The following is a 20942-nucleotide window of genomic DNA, read 5'->3' as shown; positions in this document are numbered from 1 at the left end:
AACAACAAGAACCGACGACGAGACAGAACACCATGGACTTTGAACTCACCGAAGAACAACGCGCCTTTGCCCAGACGGCCCGCGACTTTGCACAAGCTGAGTTCGCACCCCACGCCGCTCACTGGGACGAGGAAGGCATCTTCCCGAAAGAAGCCATTGCCAAGGCCGGCGAGCTGGGCTTTTGTGGCCTGTACGCCCCCGAAGCCGCAGGTGGCCTTGCCCTGCCACGCCTCGACGCGACGCTGGTCTTCGAAGAAATGGCGGCGGTAGACCCATCCACCACCGCCTTCATCACCATCCACAACATGGCCACCTGGATGCTGGGCACCTGGGCCACACCCGCCGTGCGCGACCACTGGGGCCCACTGCTCACCACCGGCGAAAAGCTCGCCAGCTACTGCCTGACCGAACCGGGCGCAGGCTCCGACGCCGCGTCGCTCAAGACCCGCGCCGAGCTGGTGGGCAACGAATACGTCATCAACGGCGCCAAGGCCTTCATCAGCGGCGCAGGCAGCACCGATGTGCTGGTGCTCATGGCCCGCACCGGCGATGCGCAATCGGGCGCGGGCGGCATCAGCGCCTTTGCCGTGCCCGCCGATACGCCCGGCATCAGCTACGGCAAAAAGGAACAGAAGATGGGCTGGAACAGCCAGCCCACGCGCACCATCAGCTTTGACAACGTGCGCATCCCTGCCGACCACCTGCTGGGCCGCGAGGGCGAAGGCTTCAAGATCGCCATGAAGGGCCTGGACGGCGGCCGCATCAACATCGCCACCTGCTCGGTGGGCGCAGCCCAAGGCGCGCTCAACGCCGCGCAGCAGTACATGCAAGACCGCAAACAGTTTGGCAAACCCATCGCCAGCTTCCAGGCCCTGCAGTTCAAGCTGGCCGACATGGCCACAGAACTGGTCGCAGCGCGCCAAATGGTGCGCCTGGCCGCCAGCAAGCTGGACGCCGGTGCGCGCGACGCATCCACCTACTGCGCCATGGCCAAGCGCTTTGCCACCGACGCAGGCTTTACCGTGGTCAACGAGGCCCTGCAACTGCACGGCGGCTACGGCTACATCCGCGAATACCCGCTGGAGCGCCTGCTGCGCGACGCACGTGTGCACCAGATTCTGGAAGGCACCAACGAAATCATGCGCGTGATCATTGCGCGGCGCATGCTGGATGGGGATGCCACCGAGGCCATCCGGTAGCTACAACATTCATAGCTATTCAGGCATATTCCACTAGCGCTACCGGCATTTTTTTACTCACACCATGCCCGCCCGCCCGCTGTCTGACGAAACCCTGCACCTGATCGACGCCGTGCGCACGGCGCTCGCGCACCGCAGCGACGTGGAAGAGCGTGCCCTGTTTGGAACGCACGCCTTCTTCGTGGACGGCAAGATGTGCATCGCCGTCAAGGGCGAGGAGCTGCTGGTGCGGTTACCTCCGGAGCGGCATGGCGAGTTGCAGGAGATGCAGAACACACGCGAACTCTCTCCGGGCGGCGGGATGAAGGGCTACTTCTGGGTGGAGGCCAACGGCTTTTCCACCCGGGCGCAATGGAGCTTCTGGATCGACGAAGCACTGGCCTACAACCCGCACGCCAAGGCGGCATCGCCCAAGAAAAAAAGGGATGCCACCAAAGCCCAGCCAGCTACTGCCAAGACAGTCGCAGCAACAGGCACGCGCGCGAAAAGCGCGCCAAGCGCGACCACCAAGGCCGCCAAGGCCGCCAAGCCCCCTGCCAAAAAGCCCGCAGCCAAGAAGCACAGCATTTTCGAAGCCGACGACTGACTCGCCCCTCCACACCCCACCCGGAGCCCCACCATGCCCCTTCGCATCGTCCGCCTTGGCACCCCGCGCGCCGCTGGGGAAGGCACCCGCATCGGCACCGTGCGCCGCCCGCCGCGTGGCGTGCCCAAGGCCGAGTTCGCCAGCCGCGACTACTACGACGTGTGGTACCCCCTGCTCTCCCCCAGCGCCGACCTCATGGCCCAGGGGCAGCAGGTGCCCAGCGGCCAAGAAGGCGACAAGGCATGGGAGGCCTTCGCCAAGCAGTTCCGCAAAGAACTGGCCCAGCCCGAGGCCAGCCGCACGCTGGATTTGCTGGCCGCGCTGTCGCACCACAGCGCCATGTCGCTGGGCTGCTACTGCGAAGACGAAGCGCGCTGCCACCGGTCGGTGCTCCGCGCTGAGCTGGCGGGCCGCGGAGCAGACATTACCGATTGATTTCCGATGTTTTTGGGCTCAAGCGCTAGATGAATATGCGCTGGTAGCTATCAAATTCATACCAAACCCGAACCCTTTTCTTTCACCATCACAACGACATCCAGGAGCAACACAGCATGAAAATCGCATTCATCGGCCTCGGCAACATGGGCGGCCCCATGGCACACAACCTGCACAAGGCAGGGCACGAAGTGCGCGCTTTCGACCTCTCGCAACCCGCCCGCGACAAGCTGGCCGCAGACGGCGTGCCCATCGCTGCTGACGCCAAGGCGGCAGTCGCAGGCGCCGAAGTCGTCATCAGCATGCTGCCCGCCAGCCAGCATGTCGAAGGCCTGTTCCTCGGCGCGGGCGAGCTGCTGGCCCAGCTGCCTGCAGGCACGCTGATCATCGACTGCTCCACCATCGCAGCCGCCACCTCCCGCAAGGTGGCCGAGGCCGCCAAGGCCAAGGGCGTGGCCTTTATCGATGCCCCCGTGTCGGGTGGCACCGGCGGCGCCATTGCAGGCACCCTCACCTTCATGGTGGGCGGCGATGCGGCCGACCTGGAACGCGCCCGCCCCGTGCTCGAAAAAATGGGCGCCAACATCTTCCACGCAGGCAGCGTCGGCGCAGGCCAGACGGCCAAGATCTGCAACAACATGCTGCTGGGCATCCTGATGGCCGGCACCAGCGAAGCCATTGCCCTGGGCGTGGCCAACGGCCTGGACCCCAAGGTGCTGAGCGAGATCATGCGCCGCAGCTCGGGCGGCAACTGGGCGCTGGAGAAGTACAACCCCTTCCCCGGCGTGATGGAAACTGCGCCCGCCAGCAAAGGCTATGCGGGCGGCTTTGGTACGGACCTAATGCTCAAGGACCTGGGCCTGGCGCAGGAGAACGCGATGGCGGTGAAGGCTGCCACGCCGCTGGGGGGTATGGCGCGTAATCTGTATGCGGCGCACAGCTTGGCGGGCCACGGCGCGCTGGATTTCTCCAGCATCATCAAGATGGTGCAAAAGGGCTGAAAGCGAATACGCTGAGGACCCAGGGCTGGGGGCGCTGCTGATCTTTGCGGCCCCCTCGTCCACCGAGGGCCTCACGCCGCAGCCACCATGCCGACCTGCAGGTCGGCATTTTTTTGCCCGCTATTTCGCCACCAGGGTCTGGAGAAACTGCTCCTCAAACACCTCGGCAGGCACCGGCTTGCTCAACAGGTACCCCTGGATCTCGTCGCAGCCCAGCAGTGCCAGATGGCGGGACTGGTCCTCGGTCTCCACCCCTTCGGCGACCACCTTCAGGCCGAGCGAATGTCCCAGGTTGATGATGGTGGAGACCAACGCCACGCCCTGCGGACCCGAGGCCATGTTCAGGATGAAGGACCGGTCGATCTTGAGCGTGTCCACCGGCAGTTTGGCGAGGTAGCTCAGCGATGAAAACCCCGTGCCGAAGTCGTCGATGGCGATGGTGATGCCCATCTCGCGCAGTGCATGCAGGCTGGCGGTGCTGTGCTGCACGTCGTCCATGACCATGCTTTCGGTGATCTCCAGCTCCAGCCCGGCGGCCGCCTGGGCGTCGTGGGCCACGGCGTCGCGCACCTCGGCAATGAAGCCCCGGTGCCGCAGCTGCAGGAACGACACATTGACGGCCACCCGCAGGGGCGCAAGCCCTGCCTGGCGCCAGCGCAGGTTGTCGGCCAGGGCCTGGCGCAGCGCCCAGCGGCCCACCTCGTAGATCAGGCCGGTTTCCTCCAGGATGGGGATGAACTGCGCGGGCGGCACCAGCCCCCGGCGCGGGTCGTTCCAGCGGATCAGGGCCTCGGCCCCGGCGATGGCGCCCGAGGCCAGGTGCTGCTTGGGCTGATAGTGCAGCACGAACTGGCCCTGCTCCAGCGCATCGCGCAGGCGCCCCTCCAGGCTCAGGGCTTCGGCCACGCGGGTGTTCATCTCCGAGGTGTAGAACAACAGGCTGTCGGCCGAGGCCTTGGCCTTGTTGAGGGCGGCCTCGGCGTTGCGCAGCAGGGTTTCTGCATCGGCACCATCCATGGGGTACAGCGCGACACCGGCCTTGGCGGCCATGCGTAGCTCGGTGCCGCCCAGCACAAAGGGCGCATCAAAACAGGCGCGCATCAGGCCATCCAGCGCCAGCGCCACCGCGCCTGCATCCCGCGCGTCAGTCACGGCGATGCCAAAGCTGTTGACGCCAATGCGCGCCACGTCGTACGCGTCGCCCGCCGCCTGCTGCAGCCGCTGCGCCACCTGCTTGAGCAGTTCGTCGCCCTCCTGGCGCCCCAGCGTGTCGTTGACGAACCGAAACCGGCTGATGTCCATGAGCCCCATGCCGAGCAGCGTCTTGGCGCCTTCGCGTGGCCGCAGGTGCTGGCCGCTGCGCTCCAGGAACAGGGTGCGGTTGGGCAGACCGGTGATGTCGTCGTAGTACGCCAGGTAGTTCAGTCGCTCTTCCTTGTCGAGGTGGTCCATGGCAAAGCCGATGTCGCCCGCCAGCTCGGTCAGCAGGTGCATCTCGTCATCGTCAAAGAACCCGGCTTCGTCGGCAAACAGGGCGATCACGCCGACCACCTCGTGCGCCACCAGCAGGGGCAACACGGCCATCGACGCCACGCCGCGCGCGGCCAGCTCCTGGGGGACGAGGATGCGCGGGTCGTTCTGAATGTCCTCACACACCACGGACTGCCGGGTGCGCACCACGCTGGCGCTCAGGCTTTCGCCCTCTCTCGGGGTTTCGCTCAGCCACAACCGGCGACGCACATGCATGAGGAACTCCGCCCCTGCCCCGGCAAGCGCCACCGGCACCACCTCTTGCAGGGCGTGGTCCACGCGGCCGATCCAGGCGATCTTGAACTGGCCGTGCTCCACCGCAATGCGGCAGGCCTCGCGGAACAGTTCGTCGCGCTGGCGCACCCGCACGATCAGGGTGTTGATGCCGCTGAGCACGGCATACACGCGGTTCAGCCGCTTGATGCGCCGCTCGGCGTCGCGGCGTGCCGTGATGTCCTCACCCAGGGCCGCCACCCCCGTCACCTGCCCGCCCACGGAGCGCAGCACCGTGTTGTTCCAGTGCACCAGGCGCCGCTCGCCAGACCGGGTCAGGATCTCGTTGTCGTAATGCCAGGCCGAGGGCCGGTCGGCCAGCACGTCAGCAAAGACGCTGCGCACATCGCCCATCTCGGGCGGCACGAACAGGTCGAACCAGTTGCGGCCAAACACTTCGTCGCGCTGCCAGCCGGTCAGCCGCAGCAGGTAGTCGTTGCAGTAGGTGATGCGGCCTTCGCAGTCCAGCATCAGCGAGATCATCTCGACCTTGTCGAGCATGTCGTTGAAGCGGCGGTCGCTTTCGTGCAGTTCTTCTTCGGCGCGCTTTTCCTTGGTGATGTCCTGGATGGTGTTGAACCAGCGGCCCAGCTCGCCCCGGCCCGCTTCGTCCTCCAGGGGCTCCATCACCTGACGCAGGTACAGCGGCTGGCCGTCGCCACGCACCACGCGGTAGGTAAAGTCCATGCGCGCGCCCTGGTGCGCCGCCTGCAGCGCGTGGCGGCGGAACATGTCGCGGTCATCGGGGTGCACCAGCGCCAGCCAGTCGCGGGCCGAGCGGGGCATGGCGCTCTCGTCCAGCCCCAGCATGTCAGGCAAGGTGTCCAGCCAGCTCTCAAAGGCGCCGTCAGGCCCGCTGATGACGTGGGATATCTTGGCCAGCGCCTGGGCCCTGCGCAGGCTGGCCTTGTTGGCGCGCAGGGCATCCACAGCCCGCTGGCGCTCTTGCACCTGCACCTGCAGTTGCTCGGCGTGCTGCTGGATCTCCTGGTACAGGCTGCCGTTTTCGTAGATGCGGCCCACTTGCGCGCCCAGGATGGCCAGGACTTTTTCATCGTCGGCGCTGAAGGCGTCCGCCCCCTGTTTGTTGGCCAGGCACAGCCAGCCGTAGGAGAACGACAGCGACACGATGGGCGCGATCACTGCCGTGTGCACCGGGGGATATCCTGCGGGCAAGCCCAGCGCCACGGGGTCACCCCCTGCATTAACAAGGCGGTGCGGCCGGCGTTCCGCCCGCAGCTGGCCCAGCAGCCCGTGCGACACCACGGGCAGATCAACAGGCCCGTTCTGCAGGGCAGGGTCCATGCCGCTGGTGCAGGTGATGGCGCCGTCGCTGTGCTTGCGCACCACGCACAGCACAGCGTACTGCGCGCCCACCAGCTCGCGGGCGCCACGGCACACATTGGCCAGCAGCACCTGCGGGTCGCGCTCTGAGGCCAGCTGCAGGTTCAGGTCGGTCAGTGCGGACAGGCGTCGGTTCATGGCTGCCAGCTCGGCCACGTTGCCGGTGAGCTTGTCCGTCATCAGCTGCAGGTGGCGGGTCTGAAAGCTGTGCTCCAGCGCCACCGAGGGCTGGTGGCGGATCTGCGTGAGCGCCTGTTCGATGGCCGCCAGAATGTCTTGCGGCTCGCAGGGCTTGAACAGCACCTGGGTCACGCCGCAGGCCTCGGCCAGACGCAGGGCTTCTTCCTCCTGGTAGTGCGCACTGCAAAAGATCACCTGCGTGGCCGCCAGGCCATGGTCGGAGCGCAGTTGCCGCACGAACTCAAAGCCGTCCATGGTCGGCATCAGGATGTCGGAGATCACCAGGTCCGGCCGCTCGGCACGGACCAGGGCCAGCGCCTCGGCGCCATCGGCCGCCTCCAGCGCCTGGTGGCCGCTGTGCCCGATGAGCGTGACCACCAGCGCGCGGTTGGCGGGGAGGTCATCAACGACGAGGATCTTTGCCATGCTGTACGTGCTGGGGATTCAACCTGATTGAGGGGGTGTTTGCCGGGCACTGGCCAAAAACGCCTCGATCTGCTGCACAAAGGTTTCGGGCGTGATGGGCTTGGACAGGTGTTCATTAAAACCGACTTCGAGGGCCTTCTCACGGTCGCCCGGCATCGAGAAGGCCGTCACCGCGACCAGAGGCACCACCCGCCAGCGCGGGCTGGACCGCAGGCCCCGGGCCACTTCGTAGCCGTTCATCACGGGCATCTGCAGATCACACAGCACAATGTCCGGCCCCTCGGCCAGCGCCAGGTCCAGCCCCACGGCGCCGTTCTCGGCGGCCAGCACCCGGTGGCCGGCAGCTTCAAGCAAATAGGTGACCAGCATGCGACTGGCGTCATCGTCTTCGATGACCAGAACGGTGGCGGGATGGGTGGTGGTGGTCGTCATGCCACATGCTCCGGCAATTGCAGGGTGAAGGTGCTGCCCAGGCCCTCGGTGCTGTCAAAACCCAGCGTGCCACCCAGGGCCTCGGCCAGCTTGCGGCTCAGGTGCAGGCCCAGGCCCGTGCCCTCGTGGTGGCGGCGGTCTGCACTTTCTACCCGCGAAAACGCCTCGAACAGCCGGGGCTGCTCCTGCAGCGGTATGCCCGGGCCGGTGTCCTGCACACGCAGTTGCACCGCGCGGCCGGTGGGCAGCTGCAAATCCTGCAGCACCACATCCACCCGCCCCTGTTGCGTGAACTTGATGGCGTTACCCACGAGGTTGATGAGAATCTGACTGAGCGCGCGCCGGTCGGTGAGCAGCAAGACATCGACCGGCGGCGTGTGCACCGCAAAAGCCAGGCCCTTGCGCCGTGCCTCCATTTCCAGTGTCGCAGACACTTCTTCGATCAGGGTCTTGCAATCCACGCGCTCCAGATTCAGCGTGACCTTGTTGGCGCTGAGCTTGGCCACATCCAGCAGATCGTTGATGAGCGACAGCAGGTGCTTGGCGCCTGTCTGCACGATGCGCAGCTGCTTTTCCTGCTCGGCATTCAGCGGTCCGGGCAGCTGCATGAGCAACGTGCCGGTAAAGCCGATGATGGCGTTGAGGGGCGTGCGCAGCTCGTGGGACATGCTGGCCAGAAAACGGTCTTTCACCAGGGCCGCGTTCTCCAGCTCCAGGTTCTTGTCGCGCAGCACCTGCTCGATGCGCTTGCGCTCCGTCACATCACGGATGGCGCTGGAGACAAACAGGCCCTCCTCTGTCTCCAGCGGGCTCAGGCTGATCTCCACCGGGAACTCGCTGCCGTCCTTACGCAAGCCATGCAGCTCCAGCCCCGCGCCCATGGAGCGGGTGCGTGGCTCGGCAAAAAAATTGCGCCGGTGGTCCGGGTGCCGGGCGCTGAAGCGCTGGGGCACCAGCAACTCGATGGGCTGTCCCAGCAGCTCGTCGCGGCTCCAGCCGAACAGTTTGACCGCCTGCGAGTTGACGAGGACGATGTGCCCCTCGCGGTTGACGATGACCATGGCGTCCGGCGCGGCCTCCAGCAGGTCCTTGAACTTCTGGTCCGCACGCTTGCGGTCGGTGATGTCGCGGATGGCACTCATCACCATGGTGCCCTCTTCGGTGTCGATGGGGCTCAGGCTGATCTCGACCGGAAACTCTCCACCATCCTTGCGCAGGCCGTGCAGCTCCAGCCCCGCCCCCATGGTGCGGGTGCGTGGCTGGCCAAAAAAGCCGCTGCGGTGGCCCAGGTGGGCGCCGCGGTAGCGGTGGGGCAGCAGCACCTCCACCGCCTGCCCCAGCAGTTCGGCACGGGGGTAGCCAAACACCCGCTCGGCCTGGGAGTTGACGAGCACGATGCGCCCGGTAACGTTGACCATCACGATCGCATCGGGGGTGGATTCGAGCAGATCGCGAAACCGTGCCTCCAGCAGCTTCGCATCGCGCTGCACCTTGAGCTGCGTGACATCCTTCTTGCTCGACAGGAAGTACAACACCTGCCCATAGGCATCGCGCACGGCCTTGGTCGATACATTGACATGCACCAGCGAGCCATCCTTGCGACGGCGCACCGCCTCTTGCACCGAGGTGCCCAGGCGCAGGGCCTCGGCACGGAAAAGGTCTTCTTCGTGCGCGCGGCCCTGGGGCACGATGAGGTCGAGGACGGAGCGCCCCTGCACTTCGGCCTGCGAATAGCCAAACATCAGCTCGGCCGCCGGATTCCACTCCAGCACCACGCCCTGGGGCGACAGCACCAACAATGCATCGGGGTTTTGCTCCCAGTACGCGGCAGAAAATTCAGTCGCCATGCAGCCCTCTCGCTCCGGATGGGGCTGCATCGCAGTGCTGGCTGTGCCTGGGTGCGCCCTGCGTTGGCCCCGGTGTCGGTGTTTTTGGTGTGGGTGGTGAGGGCACACAGCACTTTCACGATGCTATGTACTCAAGCCACCCCTCGCCGCATTGCGTGGCCCCAGCTCCAAGACAGCAGGGGACAACGCAATGCGGCGAGAGCGCCGAACCATATTAGGGGGGAACGCGGCAAAACTCCAACACTGAAGTGCCAAGGCTGCAACCCATCGCGATCCACTGCAAAGCGCAAAGGCCACGCCCCAAACAAAAAGCCCCCGAACCCATCAAGGATCGGGGGCATCAACACGTCACCGACCGCGCCGTGTGGGTGGCGGCGCTGTGCGGTCTTACATGTTGTCGATCATGACCTGTCCGAACCCGGAGCAGCTCACCTGGGTGGCTCCTTCCATCAGGCGGGCAAAGTCGTAGGTCACCTTCTTGGAGGCGATCGACTTTTCTAGCGAGCTGATGATCAGGTCGGCAGCAGCGGTCCAGCCCATGTGGCGCAGCATCATCTCGGCCGAGAGGATCTCGGAGCCGGGGTTTACGTAGTCCTTGCCCGCGTACTTGGGCGCAGTGCCGTGGGTGGCTTCAAAGCAGGCCACCGAATCGGACATGTTGGCGCCAGGGGCAATGCCGATGCCACCCACCTGCGCCGCCAGCGCGTCGGAGATGTAGTCACCGTTCAGGTTCAGCGTAGCCACCACCGAATACTCCGCCGGACGCAGCAGGATCTGCTGCAGGAAGGCATCGGCGATGCTGTCCTTGATGGTGATTTCCTTGCCGTTCTTGGGGTTCTTGAGGCGGCACCAGGGGCCGCCGTCGATGAGTTCAGCACCGAATTCTTTCTGTGCCAGCGCATAGGCCCAGTCGCGGAAGCCGCCTTCGGTGTATTTCATGATGTTGCCCTTGTGCACGATGGTCACGCTGGGCTTGTCGTTGTCAATGGCGTACTGGATGGCCTTGCGCACCAGACGCTCCGTGCCCTCGATGGAAACGGGCTTCACGCCCAAGCCGGACGTGTTGGGGAAGCGGATCTTCTTGACACCCATCTCGTCCTGCAGGAACTTGATGAGCTTCTTGGCCTTGTCGGACTCGGCTTCAAATTCGATGCCTGCGTAGATGTCTTCCGAGTTCTCCCGGAAGATGACCATGTTGGTCTTTTCAGGTTCCTTCAGCGGCGAGGGCACGCCCTTGAAATACTGCACGGGGCGCAGGCACACATACAGGTCCAGCTCCTGGCGCAGCGCCACGTTCAGCGAGCGGATGCCGCCACCCACCGGCGTGGTCAGCGGGCCCTTGATAGAGACCACGTACTCGCGCAGCACCTGCAGAGTTTCGTCGGGCAGCCACACGTCAGGGCCATAAACCTTGGTGGACTTTTCGCCCGCGTACACCTCCATCCAGTGGATCTTTTTCTTGCCGCCGTAGGCCTTGGCCACAGCCGCATCGACCACCTTGATCATGACGGGCGTGATGTCCATGCCCGTCCCATCGCCTTCGATGAAGGGAATGATGGGCTCGTCCGGCACATTCAGGGACATGTCGGCGTTGACGGTGATTTTCTGGCCTTCGGCAGGCACCACGATGTGCTGGTAGGTGGTCATGGGTGGGGAGTCTCCGGTATGCGCCGAGTCTGATTCGGTCGATGAGGGGCAAAGCGAGGAAAAGATGCACCGCCACAGGCATGGCAGTGTGGTTTCAAACCATTCTAATGACAAAAAATTTCGTGGAAGACCCTGTCAACGGGCCGTGCGCTGCTATCGTTGCGAGTGGAGCCGTACGGAATTCGTCCGGCCCTTCAACCTTCGTTCACACTGGAAACGGCATATATGAAAAAACTCCTCGCTGTCCTCGTGGCCGGTCTGTTCACTGCTGGTGCTTTTGCACAGGCACCCGCAGCCGCCCCTGCCACCACCACTCCTGCAGCCGCTCCCATGACGGCCCAGGCAGCAGCTCCGGCCACCAAGAAGGTCGCCAAGAAAAAGACCCACAAAAAGGTCGCCAAGAAGAAAACTGCCCACAAGGCCGCCTGAACCAGCTTTGCAAGGCCTGCCGTACCCGCCACTGGGCCCTCAGGCCTTCGCTGATTCAAAACCGCCCGCTCCTGCGGGCGTTTTCTTTGGTGGCGCAGACGCCCTGCGCACCGCCTGAACTTTTCGCGACCGCTGCAGTCCGTCCCTGGCGCAGTTGCCGCACTTCGTGTTGTCTTTTTTTGCCAGAAAGCCCCGCCCATGACCGCCTCACGCGCCCTCCCAGCCTTCCCGCTCGCCGCCCTGCGCGCGGCGACCGGTGTTCCTAGTCGCGCCCGCCGCGCCGTCGGGGCCTGGTGTGCTGGGCTGGTGGTGGGCGCACTGGCGGTGCCCGCCGGGGTCGCCCAGGGGCAGGAAGGTCCCCAGATGAACCTGCGGCGCGTGGAGCTGACCGCTGGCATGCACCGCATCGATGCCCAGGTCGCCCTCACCCCGCAGGAGCGCCAGACGGGCCTGATGTACCGCAAGGAAATGCCCGCGCACGAGGGCATGCTGTTTGTGTTTGAACAGCCCTCGCAGCAGTGCTTCTGGATGAAGAACACCTTGCTGCCGCTCACGGCGGCCTTCATTGCCGATGACGGCACCATCGTGAACCTGGAGGACATGAAGCCCCAGACACTGGATTCGCACTGTTCGGCCAAGCCCGTGCGCTACGTGCTGGAGATGAACCAAGGCTGGTTTGCCAAGAAGGGTATCAAGGCCGGGGCGAAACTCGGCGGGACCCCGTTTGCCCGGCAGTAAAGCAAGCGGCGGCTGACGCTATATTTTCAATAGCAGCACAGGCATGATTCACTAGCGCATCCGGTCGAAAAGACTTCAACTTTTCTGTGGAGCAACAAAAAACGGCCCGAGGGCCGTTTTTTGTTGTCAGTGCGATGTGGACAGAACTCCACACCGCGACTGCCTGGAGCGGTCAAGCGAAGTTGGCTTCAGCAAACTTCCAGTTCACCAGCTTGTCGAGGAAGGTTTCGACGAACTTGGGACGCATGTTGCGGTAGTCGATGTAGTACGCGTGTTCCCACACGTCCACCGTCAGCAGGGCCTTATCGGCGGTGGTCAGGGGCGTGCCAGCGGCGCCGGTGTTCACGATGTCCACGCTGCCGTCGGCCTTCTTCACCAGCCAGGTCCAGCCCGAACCGAAGTTGCCCACGGCGGACTTCACAAAGGCTTCCTTGAAGGCGGCGTAGCTGCCCCACTTGGCGTTGATGGCTGCGGCCAGCGCGCCCGAGGGCTCACCGCCACCTTGCGGAGCCATGCAGTTCCAGAAGAAGGTGTGGTTCCAGATTTGCGCAGCGTTGTTGTAGATGCCGCCGCTCGACTTCTTGACGATCTCTTCGAGCGTCATGGATTCGAACTCGGTGCCCTTTTGCAGGTTGTTGAGGTTCACCACGTAGGCGTTGTGGTGCTTGCCGTGGTGGTACTCCAGGGTTTCCTGGCTGTAGTGCGGGGCCAGGGCGTCGATGGCGTAGGGCAGCGGGGGAAGGGTGTGTTCCATGGTGGTGTTTCCTCGTGGTTTGAAATTCTGGGATGCCGTCTGCAACGCGGGCTTTCCTGAGCAATGCAGTCGGACACAGCGCGAAGGGGGCATTGTAGGAACATCAGGTGACCTGTGCAGCATGTGGGCTCCCGGATTCCGCCCGCAGCGCCACAAACCGCCCATGTCCTACAGGCGGGCTGCCAGCCGCCCACCGTCCTGCACGATCCGGTTACAAAAGCCGGGGCTGCGACACCGTCACATCCACAGCCCCATCGGACAGCGTGGCCCGCAGTGCGTCGCCCGGCTGGGCCTGACGGATGCTGGTGACGGCCTGGCCGCTGGTGTCGGTCAGCAGCGCATAACCGCGCTGCAGCACGAGGCGCGGGTCCAGCAATTCCAGCCGCAGGGCGGCACGCTCCAGCCGCTCGGCGTTCTGCGCCACGCTGCGTTGCAGAGCCTGGGGCAATTGGGCCTCCAGCGCTTGTTGGCGCTGCGCCAGGCGCTGCATTTTCAGGAGCACTCCATGGCGCATGCGCTGCGCAAGGCGCGCCAGCTGCAACTGCTGGCGCGCCACCAGGCCCGAGGGGCGTCCCAGGCGGGCGGCGGCCTGGTCCAGGCGCTGCTGACGGGTATCGAGCTGGCGCTGCACGCCATCGCTGAGGCGGCCTGCGAGCAACTCCAGCGCTCCCAGCCAGACTTCGCGCGGCTGGGCCACCAGCTCGGCCGCCGCCGTGGGCGTGGGAGCGCGCAGGTCGGCGCAAAAGTCGGCGATGGTGAAATCCGTCTCGTGCCCCACCCCGCTGACCAGGGGCACCGGGCTTTGCACGATGGTGCGGGCCAGTTGCTCGTCGTTAAAGGCCCACAGGTCCTCGATGGAGCCGCCCCCACGCACCAGCAGAATCACGTCAATGGGCGGATTGGGATTCGAATCACCCCCCTGCGCCCGCCCCGCTTGCGCCAGCAGATACAGTTTTGATAGCGCCGCAATGATCGACGGCGGGGCGGCCACACCCTGCACCTGCGCGGGCACCAGCACCACCGGAATGTGCGGCACCCGGCGGCGCAACGCCGTCACCACATCGTGCAACGCAGCCGCACCCGCCGAGGTGACCAGGCCAATGCCGCGCGGCTGCAGCGGCAGCGGGCGCTTGCGCGCCGTGTCGAACAGGCCTTCGGCGTCGAGCTGCGCCTTCAGGCGCAGGAACTGCTCGAACAGCGCGCCCTGCCCCGCACGCTGCATGCTCTCCACGATGAACTGCAGATCGCCTCGCGCCTCGTACACGCCAAGCCGCCCGCGCACTTCCACCAATTCGCCATCGCGCGGCGAAAAGTCAAGCAGCGTGGCTGCGCGGCGGAACATGGCGCAGCGCAACTGCCCGTTGGCGTCCTTGATCGAAAAATAACAATGACCGCTGGACGCGCGCGAGAAGCCCGTGATCTCCCCGCGCACCGCAACAGGATTGAAGCGCGCCTCCAGAGCATCAGCAATGGCGCGGCACAGCGCGCCAACTTCCCAGATACGGGGCGCCGCTGCTGGGCTTGAGCGATCAAACATGAGAAACGGCGCGCGTTGGCGTGGCGCCCCCCCTGCGAGTACTCCACAGTTTCGGGCCAGCGGGCGCTGCCTTCAACCCAGACACCCCAATCGGCCGCAAAACACGAGAACACGTGCAAGTTGTTGATTTATATATGTTTTTCATTGCACAATTTTTCATCAATCTGTTGCAAGCACGGCGCGGAGCCACTTTGCGGGGCTGCGGATGTGGGTTGCCCACAAAGTTATCCACAGTTTTTGTGGGTGAGCGCGGTGATGGGTGGCGTTCGCGATAACGTAACGGTTTGTGACGCGGTGGCCGCCGCAAGCTAGGCCATAATCGCCGATTGCTTTCATCTGCGCGGAGAGAGATTTGCTGTCCATCATACAAGCCGCAGGCTGGCCCATCTGGCCCCTGATCGCGTGTTCCGTCCTGGGACTGGCACTGATTTTTGAACGTTTTCTGGCCCTGAAAACGGCCCGCGTGGCCCCCCCCAAACTCCTCGACGAAGCCATCACGGTGTCGTCCAAGGCCTTGCCCACCCCCGATGTGGTGAACCAGCTGGCCCAGAACTCGGCCCTGGGTGAAGTGCTGGCCAGCGGCCTGCGTACCCTCAACAGCAACCCCCAGTGCAGCGAAACCGACCTGCGCGCCGCCATGGAAGGCACCGGCCGCGCGGTAGCGCACCGGCTGGAGAAGTACCTGTCGGCCCTGGCCACCATCGCCTCGGCCGCGCCGCTGCTGGGCCTGCTGGGCACCGTCATCGGCATGATCGAGATCTTTGGTTCGCAAGCCGGCGGCGGCGGTGTGGGCCAGGCCATGGGCGGTGGCAACCCGGCACAGCTGGCACATGGCATCTCGATTGCGCTCTACAACACGGCATTTGGCCTGATCGTGGCGATCCCTTCGCTGATCTTCTGGCGCTACTTCCGGGCCCGCGTGGACGCTTACCTGCTCACGCTGGAGCTGGCTTCGGAGCAGTTCGTTCGCCACATCCTGCGCCTGCGCAAAGCCAAATAAGCGCCATGAACTTTCGCCCCCGCGCCAAGGATGAGCCCGAGATCAACCTGATCCCGTTCATCGACGTGCTGCTGGTGATCCTCATCTTTCTGATGCTCACCACCACCTACAGCAAGTTCACGGAGTTGCAGCTCACCCTGCCCGTAGCCGATGCCGAGCAACAGCGCGACCACCCCAAGGAAGTGATCGTGTCGGTGGCCGCAGACGGTCGCTACGCCGTCAACAAGACCGGCGTGGAAGGCAAAAGCGTGGATGCCATCGCCCAGGCTCTGCGCAGTGCCGCCACCGCAGGCCGCGACAGCGTGGTCATCATCAGCGCCGACGCCATGTCGCCACACCAGTCCGTGGTCACTGTGATGGAAGCCGCGCGCCGCGTGGGCCTCACGCAGATCACGTTTGCCACGCAGTCGTCCGCGTCGGGCCGCGCGGCCAGCCGCTGACGGGCATGGCCGCTTCCGGGCCGCAGCCGCCCCGGGCTTCGGCCCCGCAGGCCTCCTCTCCCTCCTCTGCCACGGCCGAACAACGGCTGCTAAACATCTGGCAATCCCGGGGTCCAGCGGCATGGGCGTTATGGCCCGTCTCCCTGATGTATGGCGCCTTGGTAGCCCTGCGCCGCTGGCTGTACCGCAGGAGCTGGCTTCGCTCCGAACACCCGGGCCGCCCTGTCATCGTGGTGGGCAACGTGATTGCTGGAGGCGCCGGCAAGACCCCGGTGGTCATCGCACTCGTCAAACACTTGCAGGCGCGTGGTCTGCGCCCGGGCGTGATCTCGCGCGGTTACGGTCGCAGTACACAAGACTGCCGTGCCGTGCAACCCGACAGCCCCGCCAGCGAGGTGGGCGACGAGCCGGCCTTGATTGCCCGCAGCGTGGCAGGTGCCAGCGTAGTGCCCGTGTATGTGGCCCCACGGCGCATCACCGCCGCACGTGCGCTACTAGCGGCCCACCCCTACACCGACGTGATCGTCTGCGACGACGGCTTGCAGCACCTGGCACTGCGGCGTGACCTGGAAATCTGCATTTTCAACGACCGAGGCATCGGCAACGGCTTTCTGCTGCCCGCAGGCCCGCTGCGGGAGCCCTGGCCCCGCCCCGTGGACATGGTGCTGCATGCAGGCAGCGCACCGCCGCGCGGCACCACAGCGCTGGCATTTGCCCTCCAACGCAGCCTGGCGCCCTATGCCGTGCAATCGGACGGCCACCACGTGCCACTGGCACAACTGCAAGGGCAGCCCCTGCATGCGGTGGCCGCTGTGGCCCGACCCGCCGAGTTCTTTGCCATGTTGCGCACCCAGCGCCTGACGCTGGAGCACACCGAGGCCTTACCCGATCACTATGATTTTTATAGCTGGCAGCGCATATCCGACCAGCGCTTACGGCTAGTTTGCACAGAAAAGGACGCGGTGAAGCTCTGGGCGCGCCATCCGGACGCTCTGGCTGTGCCGCTGGCCACGCAGCTGGACCCGCGCTTTTTTGTTGCCCTGGATGACTGGCTGAACCAGATCAATCCCAGCCCAGGAGGCAAGAAGCCGCCGCTATCATCTGCCCCTGCCTGAACGAACCCACCCGGAAAGCCTCTCCCCCATGGACCCAAAACTGCTTGAACTGCTGGTCTGCCCCGTCACCAAAGGCCCTTTGACGTATGACCGCGAGGCTCAGGAACTCGTCTCGCGCAGCGCGCGGCTGGCCTACCCGGTGCGCGACGGAATCCCGGTGCTGCTGGAGAACGAAGCCCGCACCCTGACCGACGAGGAACTGGAGCAGTGAGCGCCCCCGTGCCCCCCGCAGCCCACAGCCCCTTCACCGTGCTGATACCGGCACGCATGGCGTCGAGCCGCTTGCCCGACAAGCCCCTGGCCGACATTGCGGGCCTGCCCATGGTGGTGCGCGTAGCCCAGCGCGCTGCGCAGAGCGCCGCAGTCCGCGTGGTGGTGGCTGCAGACGACGCCCGCATCCTGCAAGCCTGCGCAGTCCATGGTGTGGATGCCGTCATGACCCGCGCCGACCACGCCAGCGGCAGTGACCGGCTGGCCGAGGCCTGCACACAACTGGGGCTGCAGGGTGACGATATCGTTGTCAACGTGCAGGGCGACGAGCCCCTGATAGACCCCGCGCTCATCAATGCAGTGGCCGCCCTGCTGCAAGATCGAGATGGTCAATACGGCCAGCGCCCTGGAGCCAGCATGGGCACCGCCGCCCATGCCATCGCGTCCCTGGCCGACTACACCAACCCCAACGTGGTGAAGGTGGTGCTGGACGCGCGGGGCCTGGCCCATTACTTCAGCCGCGCGCCCATCCCTTTTGGGCGCGACCATACTGGCACGGCCTGGTGGCAGGGTGCAGCACAGGCCGCCCAGCCCGGCGTGAAGGCACTGCAAGGCTTTGCACCGCTACGCCACGTTGGGATCTACAGCTATCGCGCGGGGTTTCTGCGGGAGTTTCCACAATTGGCGCCTGCGCCGACCGAGGCCATCGAGGCGCTGGAACAGCTCCGTGCACTGTGGCACGGCCACCGCATCGCCGTTCACCTGGCAGACGCGGCGCCGGGCCCTGGCGTGGACACACCGGAGGACCTGGAGCGGGTCCGCGCGCTGTTTCGCTGACAGTTTTCAGCCGCCAACGATCCGCGTTGGCGTGCATGTTGGATGCATCCGGGGTCGCACAGATGACCCTTGCAGCGCTCCCATGGAGGCACCGACCTAGAAACGGTCACCCATGTAAGTCCGCGCAAGGTGGTCACATGCTATCCTCAACTGTAACGAGAGCACCGCATCCCGGGCGCACAGAACGGCTACAGGCGCCCTTCGAACGTCCCCGCCAGCGGCGCCACCCGATTTCTAACCTTCGAGGACATCCATGAGACTGATTCTGTTGGGCGCGCCTGGCGCCGGAAAGGGCACGCAAGCCACATTCATCTGCCAGAAGTACGGCATCCCCCAGATCTCCACCGGCGACATGCTGCGTGCCGCCGTCAAGGCTGGCACCCCCTTGGGCCTGCAGGCCAAGGCCGTGATGGACTCGGGCGCCCTGGTCAGCGACGACATCATCATCGGTCTCGTCAAGGAGCGCATAACGCAGCCAGACTGCGCCAACGGCTTCCTGTTTGACGGCTTCCCCCGCACCATTCCCCAGGCCGACGCCATGAAGGCCGCCGGCGTCAAGCTCGACTACGTGCTCGAAATCGATGTGCCCTTTGACGCCATCATCGAACGTATGAGCGGCCGCCGCTCGCACCCGGCCAGCGGCCGGACCTACCACGTCAAGTTCAACCCACCCAAGGTCGAAGGCAAGGATGACGTGACCGGTGAAGAACTGATCCAGCGCGAAGACGACAAGGAAGAAACCGTCAAGAAGCGCCTGCAGGTCTACAGCGACCAGACGCGCCCCCTGGTGGACTACTACAGCAACTGGGCCAAGGCCGAACCCGCCGCAGCGCCCAAGTACCGCGCCATCAGCGGTACGGGCAGCGTGGACGAGATCACTGCGCGCGCGCTGCAGGCGCTGGCCAGCTGATGCAATGAACCAAGGGCCAAGATCCGCCTGACGCACGTTGGGCAGTCAAGCCTCCTGAAAGCGACGCACCGCACCAGGGCGTCGCTTTTTTCATGGGCCGCCCTGCCGCGCGGTGGCCGCGACAACCGCCCGCTGCGGGCACGTGCCTGGGCTCAGGCGGGGCTGGACCGTAACCCGTAGGCCTTGCCGTCCACAAACAGGTATTCGGCGCGCAGCACTGCCTCACCCTTTTCATCTCGCAGGCCAAAGCCCACCACCGACACGGCCGTACCCGGCTTGATCTCTGGCACCAGCCAGGCCTGCATGCGGGTCAACGGAGCCAGCTCAACCTCCCAGACCCGGTCCTTGCGGGTGGGCAGCACGGTTTTGGCCAGTAGTGCGCGTCCGTCCACCGGCGCGGTCTGTGCAGGCACAGGCCGCTGGGCAAGATCTGGAGGCAACCGGAGCGCAGCGGGCAATTCGAGCTCCAGCTCTGCATGCGGGTTTTGCCACCGCACCTTGCGCGCTGTGCCCTCCAGATACAGCGGTCGGTCCGCATCAAAACTGCTCCAGCCGTGGTGCGCGTGTGCCCCCAAAGGCAAGGCACTCGCGGCGATCAGCACATGACGACGTTGCAAGCCCATAAAGACTCCCGTAGGAATAAAACCCGGTTCAAGGGGTCATATCAAAGGTACGCAATCCAGCGGCCACAGGCCACCACCGACAGCCAGATCACGGTGGACACCAGCATCTGCAAGCGTGCCAACCCATCCAGGCTTGCAAGCGAACCGCGTGCATGAAACCACGCCGCGTTACAGCCCGCAAGCATTAACAACAGCATCTTCAAGGTGAAGGCGCGGTTGCTGAGCAGCTCCGCAGACTGGGTGGCAAACATCAGCAGCCCCGACGCTGCGGCCAATCCGAAGCCGCACAGCGCCACTGCGAGACCGAGCCGCGCGAGGTCTTTCACCGGCAATGCCGCACCACGTCCGAAGACCCGCACCTCCAGCAGCAGCAGATTGCCCAGCAGCAACGCAATACCGATGATGTGGACGACCTCCAGCGCGGGGTACGCCCAGGCGTGTGTCTTGAGTGCGGTGAACACGGCTGCCGGCCCTTTTTAGATCAATGCATCCGCAGCAAATCCAGCATCAGGGCAACCCGCGCCTTCACCGGCGACAGGCCCTGCGAGGCGGGAAGCACATCACCCGGCTTGGGCAGCACCTGCCCCTCCGCGCAGCGGGTGGAGCGCACCACCCGCACTCCGGCGTTCTGCGCGCGCACCAAAGCGGCCTCCAAATCGTGGTGGATCGTGCCATTGCCGGTGCAGGCCACCACCAGGCCCTGCACGCCCTCTCGCACCAGCGCATCCACCGCCCTGCCCGATGCCCCCGCATGGTTCATGACGATTTCCACCCACGGCCAAGTCGCAGCGCTCACTATATTATTCATAGCACCAACGGCATTATTTACCGGCACTACTGGGCCATTGCATGCCCAACGGACCACACTTTCTTCCACCCACCCCAGAGGTCCAGCATCCCCCGAGCTGAAGGCATTGACGCGGTAGGGATGCACTTTTTGCACATGCCGTGCGCCATGCACTTCACCCGCCGCAACGGCCAGCACACCCGTTGCACCGGGTGCCAATGCCGTTGCCACCGCGTCCAGCAGGTTCTGGGGGCCATCGGGGGTCAAGGCTGTGGCAGGCCGCATCGCGCAGGTCAGAACCACGGGCTTGGCGGCATCCAGCACTTCGTGCAAGAACCACGCCGTTTCTTCCAGGGTGTCCGTACCGTGGGTGATGACCACCCCCCTCACCTCCGAGTCATTCAAATGGTGGGCGCAACGCGATGCCAGCGTGCGCCACACCTCACCATCCATGTCCTTGCTGTCGATCTGCGCAACTTGCTCTGCAACCAAGGCGCCACCTGCCAGAGCCTGCAGACCGGGCACGGCCGTCAGCAGTTGTTCCACGCCCACCTGCGCGGCGGTGTAGCCAATGTTGTCCCCCGCTTGGGCCGAGGTGCCCGCAATCGTGCCACCGGTGCCCAAAACCACAATTTTTTGCCCACTCACTTGCATACTCCGAA

The 20942-nt window shown here is 65.0% G+C and carries 20 protein-coding genes and 1 pseudogene; 12 read left to right on the top strand and 9 right to left on the bottom strand.

Translation table 11 applies throughout. The features are described from left to right. Positions 1 to 32: 32 nt before the first annotated feature. The 4 genes and pseudogenes from ACODSM_RS17335 to mmsB form a co-directional block, all read left to right on the top strand. A complete protein-coding gene (locus ACODSM_RS17335) occupies positions 33 to 1199 on the top strand; it encodes an acyl-CoA dehydrogenase family protein (RefSeq protein ID WP_488806330.1) in 1167 nt (388 codons plus the stop codon). 64 nt (positions 1200 to 1263) lie between these two features. After that, positions 1264 to 1785, top strand: a complete 522-nt coding sequence (locus ACODSM_RS17330) for a TfoX/Sxy family protein (protein ID WP_488806329.1) — start codon at positions 1264 to 1266, stop codon at positions 1783 to 1785. A gap of 33 nt (positions 1786 to 1818) precedes the next feature. Beyond that, positions 1819 to 2220, top strand: a complete 402-nt coding sequence (locus ACODSM_RS17325; protein WP_476018702.1) for a DUF488 domain-containing protein — start codon at positions 1819 to 1821, stop codon at positions 2218 to 2220. 95 nt (positions 2221 to 2315) lie between these two features. Beyond that, positions 2316 to 3221 (top strand): annotated as a pseudogene (gene mmsB, locus ACODSM_RS17320) (3-hydroxyisobutyrate dehydrogenase); the annotation flags it as partial. A gap of 120 nt (positions 3222 to 3341) precedes the next feature. Here mmsB and ACODSM_RS17315 read toward each other — a convergent pair. From ACODSM_RS17315 to icd, 4 genes are all read right to left on the bottom strand, one after another. Next, positions 3342 to 6974 (bottom strand): EAL domain-containing protein, encoded by a 3633-nt coding sequence (locus ACODSM_RS17315; protein ID WP_488806328.1) that lies wholly within the window; start codon positions 6972 to 6974, stop codon positions 3342 to 3344. A gap of 18 nt (positions 6975 to 6992) precedes the next feature. Continuing rightward, positions 6993 to 7406, bottom strand: a complete 414-nt coding sequence (locus tag ACODSM_RS17310; RefSeq protein ID WP_015014235.1) for a response regulator — start codon at positions 7404 to 7406, stop codon at positions 6993 to 6995. Beyond that, a complete protein-coding gene (locus ACODSM_RS17305) occupies positions 7403 to 9253 on the bottom strand; it encodes a PAS domain S-box protein (protein WP_488806327.1) in 1851 nt (616 codons plus the stop codon). Before ACODSM_RS17305 ends, ACODSM_RS17310 begins: the two co-directional genes overlap by 4 nt. A 387-nt stretch (positions 9254 to 9640) precedes the next feature. Beyond that, positions 9641 to 10900, bottom strand: coding sequence for an NADP-dependent isocitrate dehydrogenase (gene icd, locus ACODSM_RS17300; RefSeq protein WP_488806326.1), 1260 nt, complete (start codon positions 10898 to 10900; stop codon positions 9641 to 9643). Between the two features lie 225 nt (positions 10901 to 11125). Between icd and ACODSM_RS17295 the strand changes: the two genes are divergently transcribed. Together ACODSM_RS17295 and ACODSM_RS17290 are read left to right on the top strand one after the other, a co-directional pair. Then, positions 11126 to 11329 carry a hypothetical protein gene (locus tag ACODSM_RS17295; protein ID WP_015014238.1) on the top strand — a complete coding sequence of 68 codons (204 nt, stop codon included), beginning with the start codon at positions 11126 to 11128 and terminating at the stop codon, positions 11327 to 11329. Between the two features lie 198 nt (positions 11330 to 11527). After that, positions 11528 to 12067: a DUF192 domain-containing protein gene (locus tag ACODSM_RS17290; protein WP_488806325.1), complete on the top strand. Its 540-nt coding sequence runs from the start codon at positions 11528 to 11530 to the stop codon at positions 12065 to 12067. 172 nt (positions 12068 to 12239) lie between these two features. On the opposite strand, the gene ACODSM_RS17285 is transcribed toward ACODSM_RS17290, so the two are convergent. Together ACODSM_RS17285 and xseA are read right to left on the bottom strand one after the other, a co-directional pair. Continuing rightward, complete coding sequence (locus ACODSM_RS17285) at positions 12240 to 12821, bottom strand: superoxide dismutase (RefSeq protein ID WP_015014240.1); 582 nt, start codon at positions 12819 to 12821, stop codon at positions 12240 to 12242. Positions 12822 to 13032: 211 nt separating this feature from the next. Next, positions 13033 to 14358 carry an exodeoxyribonuclease VII large subunit gene (gene xseA, locus ACODSM_RS17280; protein ID WP_488806323.1) on the bottom strand — a complete coding sequence of 442 codons (1326 nt, stop codon included), beginning with the start codon at positions 14356 to 14358 and terminating at the stop codon, positions 13033 to 13035. 352 nt (positions 14359 to 14710) lie between these two features. On the opposite strand from xseA, the gene ACODSM_RS17275 reads away from it, so the two are divergent. The 6 genes from ACODSM_RS17275 (at position 14711) to adk (ending at position 18870) form a co-directional block, all read left to right on the top strand. After that, on the top strand, positions 14711 to 15358 hold the full coding sequence (locus ACODSM_RS17275) for a MotA/TolQ/ExbB proton channel family protein (protein WP_056062406.1): 648 nt from the start codon (positions 14711 to 14713) through the stop codon (positions 15356 to 15358). Between the two features lie 5 nt (positions 15359 to 15363). Next, positions 15364 to 15798, top strand: coding sequence for an ExbD/TolR family protein (locus tag ACODSM_RS17270; RefSeq protein WP_056062402.1), 435 nt, complete (start codon positions 15364 to 15366; stop codon positions 15796 to 15798). A 5-nt stretch (positions 15799 to 15803) separates the two neighbouring features. After that, positions 15804 to 16913 (top strand): tetraacyldisaccharide 4'-kinase, encoded by a 1110-nt coding sequence (lpxK, locus tag ACODSM_RS17265; protein ID WP_488806321.1) that lies wholly within the window; start codon positions 15804 to 15806, stop codon positions 16911 to 16913. 28 nt (positions 16914 to 16941) lie between these two features. Then, the gene (locus ACODSM_RS17260) at positions 16942 to 17124 is read left to right on the top strand and encodes a Trm112 family protein (protein WP_056062396.1); all 183 of its coding nucleotides are present in this window, start codon (positions 16942 to 16944) and stop codon (positions 17122 to 17124) included. Then, the gene (gene kdsB, locus ACODSM_RS17255) at positions 17121 to 17960 is read left to right on the top strand and encodes a 3-deoxy-manno-octulosonate cytidylyltransferase (protein ID WP_488806319.1); all 840 of its coding nucleotides are present in this window, start codon (positions 17121 to 17123) and stop codon (positions 17958 to 17960) included. The genes ACODSM_RS17260 and kdsB overlap by 4 nt, the downstream gene beginning before the upstream one ends. 253 nt (positions 17961 to 18213) lie before the next feature. After that, positions 18214 to 18870 (top strand): adenylate kinase, encoded by a 657-nt coding sequence (adk, locus tag ACODSM_RS17250; protein WP_015014247.1) that lies wholly within the window; start codon positions 18214 to 18216, stop codon positions 18868 to 18870. 152 nt (positions 18871 to 19022) lie between these two features. On the opposite strand, the gene ACODSM_RS17245 is transcribed toward adk, so the two are convergent. The 3 genes from ACODSM_RS17245 to ACODSM_RS17235 are packed head-to-tail and all read right to left on the bottom strand — an operon-like array spanning position 19023 to position 20934. Then, on the bottom strand, positions 19023 to 19493 hold the full coding sequence (locus ACODSM_RS17245; RefSeq protein ID WP_488806317.1) for a DUF6152 family protein: 471 nt from the start codon (positions 19491 to 19493) through the stop codon (positions 19023 to 19025). Between the two features lie 41 nt (positions 19494 to 19534). Then, complete coding sequence (locus ACODSM_RS17240) at positions 19535 to 19954, bottom strand: hypothetical protein (RefSeq protein ID WP_488806316.1); 420 nt, start codon at positions 19952 to 19954, stop codon at positions 19535 to 19537. Between the two features lie 20 nt (positions 19955 to 19974). Further along, the gene (locus tag ACODSM_RS17235) at positions 19975 to 20934 is read right to left on the bottom strand and encodes an asparaginase (RefSeq protein ID WP_488806315.1); all 960 of its coding nucleotides are present in this window, start codon (positions 20932 to 20934) and stop codon (positions 19975 to 19977) included. Positions 20935 to 20942: the final 8 nt, after the last annotated feature.

It is taken from the genome of Acidovorax sp. FG42 (genome assembly GCF_057809195.1).
The sequence above is the reverse complement of the archived record's forward strand: the minus strand, read 5'-3'. Positions and strand labels throughout refer to the sequence as shown.

Bases quoted from the DNA above. Each gene is read 5' to 3' on its own strand.
- ACODSM_RS17335 (WP_488806330.1), top strand. From the start codon at position 33: ATGGACTTTGAACTCACCGAAGAACAACGCGCCTTTGCCCAGACGGCC.
- ACODSM_RS17330 (WP_488806329.1), top strand. From the start codon at position 1,264: ATGCCCGCCCGCCCGCTGTCTGACGAAACCCTGCACCTGATCGACGCC.
- ACODSM_RS17325 (WP_476018702.1), top strand. From the start codon at position 1,819: ATGCCCCTTCGCATCGTCCGCCTTGGCACCCCGCGCGCCGCTGGGGAA.
- ACODSM_RS17315 (WP_488806328.1), bottom strand. From the start codon at position 6,974: ATGGCAAAGATCCTCGTCGTTGATGACCTCCCCGCCAACCGCGCGCTG.
- ACODSM_RS17310 (WP_015014235.1), bottom strand. From the start codon at position 7,406: ATGACGACCACCACCACCCATCCCGCCACCGTTCTGGTCATCGAAGAC.
- ACODSM_RS17305 (WP_488806327.1), bottom strand. From the start codon at position 9,253: ATGGCGACTGAATTTTCTGCCGCGTACTGGGAGCAAAACCCCGATGCA.
- icd (WP_488806326.1), bottom strand. From the start codon at position 10,900: ATGACCACCTACCAGCACATCGTGGTGCCTGCCGAAGGCCAGAAAATC.
- ACODSM_RS17295 (WP_015014238.1), top strand. From the start codon at position 11,126: ATGAAAAAACTCCTCGCTGTCCTCGTGGCCGGTCTGTTCACTGCTGGT.
- ACODSM_RS17290 (WP_488806325.1), top strand. From the start codon at position 11,528: ATGACCGCCTCACGCGCCCTCCCAGCCTTCCCGCTCGCCGCCCTGCGC.
- ACODSM_RS17285 (WP_015014240.1), bottom strand. From the start codon at position 12,821: ATGGAACACACCCTTCCCCCGCTGCCCTACGCCATCGACGCCCTGGCC.
- xseA (WP_488806323.1), bottom strand. From the start codon at position 14,358: ATGTTTGATCGCTCAAGCCCAGCAGCGGCGCCCCGTATCTGGGAAGTT.
- ACODSM_RS17270 (WP_056062402.1), top strand. From the start codon at position 15,364: ATGAACTTTCGCCCCCGCGCCAAGGATGAGCCCGAGATCAACCTGATC.
- lpxK (WP_488806321.1), top strand. From the start codon at position 15,804: ATGGCCGCTTCCGGGCCGCAGCCGCCCCGGGCTTCGGCCCCGCAGGCC.
- ACODSM_RS17260 (WP_056062396.1), top strand. From the start codon at position 16,942: ATGGACCCAAAACTGCTTGAACTGCTGGTCTGCCCCGTCACCAAAGGC.
- adk (WP_015014247.1), top strand. From the start codon at position 18,214: ATGAGACTGATTCTGTTGGGCGCGCCTGGCGCCGGAAAGGGCACGCAA.
- ACODSM_RS17245 (WP_488806317.1), bottom strand. From the start codon at position 19,493: ATGGGCTTGCAACGTCGTCATGTGCTGATCGCCGCGAGTGCCTTGCCT.
- ACODSM_RS17235 (WP_488806315.1), bottom strand. From the start codon at position 20,934: ATGCAAGTGAGTGGGCAAAAAATTGTGGTTTTGGGCACCGGTGGCACG.